The 4,331-nt window shown below is 55.8% G+C and carries 3 protein-coding genes and 3 pseudogenes; 2 read left to right on the forward strand and 4 right to left on the reverse strand.

Translation table 11 applies throughout. The annotated features are described in order from the left end of the window. Nucleotides 1-74: 74 nt before the first annotated feature. A pseudogene (locus WS46_RS03900) lies at nucleotides 75-1,034 on the forward strand (IS110 family transposase); the annotation flags it as partial. 216 nt (nucleotides 1,035-1,250) lie between these two features. Here the strand turns inward: WS46_RS03900 and WS46_RS03905 are convergent. The 4 genes and pseudogenes from WS46_RS03905 to WS46_RS33400 all read right to left on the reverse strand — a co-directional run. Continuing rightward, on the reverse strand, nucleotides 1,251-1,544 hold the full coding sequence (locus WS46_RS03905) for a hypothetical protein (protein WP_059524186.1): 294 nt from the start codon (nucleotides 1,542-1,544) through the stop codon (nucleotides 1,251-1,253). A 25-nt stretch (nucleotides 1,545-1,569) separates the two neighbouring features. Beyond that, entirely contained in the window at nucleotides 1,570-1,932 is a 363-nt protein-coding gene (locus WS46_RS03910) for a DUF4158 domain-containing protein (RefSeq protein ID WP_059524184.1), read from the reverse strand. 207 nt (nucleotides 1,933-2,139) lie between these two features. Further along, on the reverse strand, nucleotides 2,140-3,096 hold the full coding sequence (locus WS46_RS33395) for a fimbrial protein (protein WP_082722019.1): 957 nt from the start codon (nucleotides 3,094-3,096) through the stop codon (nucleotides 2,140-2,142). A 364-nt stretch (nucleotides 3,097-3,460) separates the two neighbouring features. Then, nucleotides 3,461-3,640, reverse strand: a pseudogene (locus WS46_RS33400) (IS3 family transposase); the annotation flags it as partial. Between WS46_RS33400 and WS46_RS33405 the strand changes: the two are divergent. Further along, nucleotides 3,575-4,147, forward strand: a pseudogene (locus tag WS46_RS33405) (DDE-type integrase/transposase/recombinase); the annotation flags it as partial. The pseudogenes WS46_RS33400 and WS46_RS33405 sit on opposite strands and share 66 nt — an antisense overlap. Nucleotides 4,148-4,331 lie beyond the last annotated feature (184 nt).

Here is a 4,331-nt window from a genome sequence, read left to right on the forward strand (position 1 = left end):
GTGCATGTGTCCACGCGGACACTTAGCATCTGACCTTCTGCCTACCATTGGTAGGGCGTCGTTTATTGACGGCTTACGTTTATGAGGCTGGTCCGTGCGGCTACGGGCTGTACCGGCAACTGACGGAGCGCGGCTTCGAGACTATGGTCTGTGCGCCATCGCTAATTCCCAGGAAACCCGGCGAGCGCGTCAAGACAGACCGGCGCGACGCCGCAAAGCTCGTGCGCTCTCTTCGCGCAGGCGACCTGTCGGCCGTGTACGTCCCTACTGTCGAAGACGAAGCCTTCCGGGATTTGGCCCGGGCATGGGCAGTGGCCAAGGAAGATTTGCGGCAGGCCAGGCAGCGCCTGAAGTCGTTTCTGCTCGCACATGGCGTAGGTTATACAGGCCGTGCGGACTGGAGCGAATCGCATCGACGCTGGCTCAGCGGCTATTCGTTCGCTAACGCGTGGCAACAACTGGCATTTGAAGAGCATCGACGCACGATCGAGGATCGACTTGTGCAGTGTGGACGACTGGAGGCGGCGTTGCGCGATGCAGTCATCAGCTGGCGCTTTTACCCTGTGGTGCTGGCTCTGCAGGCGATGCGCGGCGTGCAGTTTGTTACGGCTGTCGGCATGGTTTCGGAGCTGGGTGACCTGTCGCGCTTCACGCACCCACGTCAGCTCATGGCGTGGCTCGGTGTGACGCCCTCGGAGCATTCGTCGGGCGGCAAGCGACGCCAAGGCAGCATTACCAAGACCGGCAACAGCTATGCCCGCAAGCTACTTGTGGAGGCAGCCTGGAGCTATCGGCACGTGGCACGCGTTGCCCCGCAGATCCAGCAGCGACACGAAGGGCTCCCCAAAGCGATTATCGATCGTGCATGGGATGCGCAGTTGCGACTGTGCCGGCGATATCACAAGCTCGTGGCCCGCGGCAAGAATGCCAACATCGCGGTCGTCGCCGTTGCGCGCGAGTTGGCCGGCTTCATCTGGGACATCGCCCGACTCGCGATGGCGCTTGCATTGCCGCGCGGCATGCAGTCCGCATGAGACCGGCGACAGGTCGATATGGATGAACGATGAACTGATCATGGAGGGAGTTTCCTGAAGGCGGCGTAGCCCGGTATTCGAGCAATCCGCGTCTCCACTTCGCAACGGGCAGTCCCCGACTTGCGTTTTAAGAAAGCGGCAGGCTCATGAGACGGAACTCTGTAATGCGGTAACCAACCCGCGTATGTCAGTGTGATCCACCGTCGAGCATTACTGCTACGTCGCCCTCAGGAAATTCGAACACCTATGGAAAGAGATTGAAAACCGATCGTACTTGACACGGAAAGTCATATCAGTGGACAAGACCGGGTCGGCGCGCACCAGTTGGGTGTCGCAGACGGTCGCCTGGAGCGTCGCAAGCAGGCCACGCTCTGCCTCCGCCCAGATCGCTCGCCCGAGGTCCAGTAACATTCGCTCGGCGGGAATCAAGAGCCGCCTCTCGTACAGCCAGTGGTACGCATGCTGCACCAGTTCGTCGAGCGCCAGCGATTCGGCAGCATCTTGCCGCATCCACGCTTAGAGGCCGGGCCATTGGTCAGCGCCCATCGATGTCAGGCCGAGGTATTCGCACGCACGCCGACACCTGATGCTCGTATCGAGTCTTATAGCGTTGGTAGGTCGTGCGCAGCGACGCGATCAACGGTACCGGCAGGCCGAGTCGCTCGTCGACATAGCGTAGCAGTTGCCGTGGCAAGGTCCCGACATGATCCAGCGTGTGGCCGCTGGCCCGCAGAAAGACCAGTTGGATGGCGGCACCTGAGCGGCGATCGCGCCAGAAACGTTCACTGATCGCGGCCAAGTCGCTGTCGCCCAACGCAAAGTAACGCTCGACGTTGAACTCCGACAGTCGCGGGGGCAAGCGATCCTGCCCCACATACCGAAATTCCAAGCTTGGCATCTACTGTCTCCCGTCACGGTCGCAATTGAAAATTGCGGGTAGGTAGCTTACTGGATATCCCGGTCACGACTGTCGACGATAGTCAGAATCGACTGCAAAGCCTTGCTACAGAAGGCTTTGCGGCGAACCACCAGATTTTTTCACAAAAAGACGATTACCCATCGTGCCAAATTATTATTTTGGCTGAATTATTTTCACATTTCTCGATTATTGGTACGACAACGTAATGGTTGCTTGCGCGTCTGCCTCGCCACCTTTTACGTTAGAATCGGTTTGAATATACCTGGCTTTCCAACCGATGGAAACATCGCCACCTTGGTCAGGGTTATATAATGAACCGAAGGATCGCCTCTCCTGCAACCCGACAGGAGTGCTACCATCGTCGAAATTAGTGATTTGGACACCTACACCCGACGCGCCGCCTGCGTTCGACAGTGAGAGTATCCCGTTCTTCGGGTCTCCAACGACGCTCGAACCACCGGCTGGATCAATTTGATAAGACAAATTAGGAATTCCCGCTGGGCACGTCATTTTCGCCCAAAATTCTTGCGGTGTCGATGCCGACCCCACACCATTGAAGGTCGACGTCGAGATATTCGTACCCATCTGAACCGAGATATTTTTTGTTTGTATTTGACAGGTCGGTGGAACGATCTCCACATCATTGGCGCGAAAATTGTATTGACGGTAACTATTATCACCCACCAACTCAATTCCTCCAGGATTTGCGGAGCCAAAACCAACATCCCCAGTTCTCACTAATAAAATAAGCACTTCAATATCATCCGGATCATATTCTACGAACCGACATTGACTGCTACCCGCAAAACCACAAGTAGAGTGAACCCCCACTACTGCGTACGCCACCCCAACCCCCCGAATATTGGTATCCCACACCCCAAGGGGCGCGCCTTGATAGTTTATATTCTCTCCAGAATAGTGCAAATCCCCAATCAAACTCACGTTGTTTTTGGGAGAGTACAAATAATTGATATTGCCTTTTCCGGCTGCAAATATTTCCCCCTGCGCCCCCCGGCTCTTAATCGTTAATTTTCCCGGCAAGGAGATATTGTAATCGTCAGCATAGGCATTACCGACGCAACCAAGCGATACAAAGATCCCACACAGCATTAAAATTATAAGGTGAAGTGTTGTTTTTAACATTCAGAGCCCTCAATTACACTGACATCCAAAGACAAAATGACACCATCCTTGGTGAGTAAGTTTTATATAAGAAAATTTTAGAAATGAAACCGCCCCATCGTAACTCCCCGCCCAATTCAATGCATCGAACTTGAAAATAGATGCAGGTTTGATTTTCCACAAAATCCCAGCCACAAGGAATCAGCCAAAATATGAGTTGATCTCGGACCAATCCCAAATATGTTTAAGAATAGTTATGTCTTCAATGCCCCGACGCGACACACTCTTCCTTCGGTGCCGCTTTCGCAGCCGTCCTGATTTGTTCGAGCGATACCACCACGATGACCGACCATGAGGTCGGGCGGAATTCGTGGAGGCCAACGGGTCAAGCAGCGATCTGATTCAGATAGAAATGCTGCGTGAACGCGACAGGCGCTTGGTAGTTCAGGCGTGTCTGCGTGCGTTGCCGGCTGTAGAAGATTTCGATGTATTCGCTGATCGAGTGCCACGTCTGCTCGTGCGTGGCGAAGCGTTGATGATAGACCAGTTCGTACTTCAGATCGCCCGACAGGTGGGCGTGTCGGCCTCGACCGTCAGCCGGGTGCTGGCGCGTGCTGGACTGTCCCGGTTGAGCGACCTGCAACCACGTGAACCGGTTCAGCGTTACGAACACGAGGCACCGGGCAACTTGCTGCACATCGACATCAAGAAGCTCGGCCGTATCGCGCGTTCTGGCCATCGTGTGACCGGCAATCGGCGCGATACGGTCGATGGCGTTGGCTGGGAGTATCTGTTCATCGCCGTGGACGATCATGCCCGGATTACCTACACAGCGATGCATCCCGACGAGACGAAAGGCAGTGCCGTGAAATGCCTGCACGATGCCGTGGCTTGGTACGCCGGACTCGGCGTGCGTGTGCGTCGATTGCTAACCGACAACGGTTCGGCATTTCGCTCGCACGAGTTTGCGCGGGCCTGCCAGGAATTGGGTATCCGGCACAAATTTACGCGGCCGTATCGTCCGCAGACTAACGGCAAGGCCGAACGCTTCATCCAGTCAGCGTTACGTGAATAGGCCTACGCATGGACATACCCGAACTCCGCCCATCGCATCGAAGCCTTGGCGAGTTGACAGCACCAGGCCGCGAGGACGCCGTATCGGCGGCAATGGCATGCCTTCGTGAACCGCCGATTCGTTCGGCTGATGATGCCCTGCGTGTTCCTGGGGATGGAATGGTAGGCCGTTGCCCTTCCTT

Source organism: Burkholderia sp. RF4-BP95, assembly GCF_001521985.1.
Classification (GTDB): Bacteria; Pseudomonadota; Gammaproteobacteria; order Burkholderiales; family Burkholderiaceae; genus Burkholderia; species Burkholderia diffusa.

Coding starts and splice junctions, on each gene's coding strand:
- WS46_RS03905 (WP_059524186.1), bottom strand. CDS start 1,544: ATGCGGCAAGATGCTGCCGAATCGCTGGCGCTCGACGAACTGGTGCAG.
- WS46_RS03910 (WP_059524184.1), bottom strand. CDS start 1,932: ATGCCAAGCTTGGAATTTCGGTATGTGGGGCAGGATCGCTTGCCCCCG.
- WS46_RS33395 (WP_082722019.1), bottom strand. CDS start 3,096: ATGTTAAAAACAACACTTCACCTTATAATTTTAATGCTGTGTGGGATC.